Here is a 230-nt window from a genome sequence, read left to right as displayed (position 1 = left end):
CGCCAATGGCTCTTATCCTGGACGCGAGGTCCTCGACCTCACGCGGGTCGTGACCCTGGATATCGATCGCGACGTCCGCCAGCCGAAAGACCTGATCGTGGGCAATTCTGAACGTCTTGCTCCCCTGAGAGACCAGCTCTTTGATTGCCTGGAGATGCTGGCGCTGGCGCTCAGCCTGCAGGGTGGCGTCCTCCCAATAGTCGAAGACGACTGCGCCGTCCTGACGGGTG

1 pseudogene is annotated in these 230 nt (G+C 62.2%); it reads right to left on the bottom strand.

Annotated features, from left to right (window positions below):
• Window positions 1–230: pseudogene (locus EOD29_RS35490) on the bottom strand (hydrolase); the annotation flags it as partial.

This window comes from Mesorhizobium sp. M1A.T.Ca.IN.004.03.1.1 (genome assembly GCF_003997555.1).
In the GTDB taxonomy this organism is placed as follows: domain Bacteria; phylum Pseudomonadota; class Alphaproteobacteria; order Rhizobiales; family Rhizobiaceae; genus Mesorhizobium.
The sequence above is the reverse complement of the archived record's forward strand: the minus strand, read 5'-3'. Positions and strand labels throughout refer to the sequence as shown.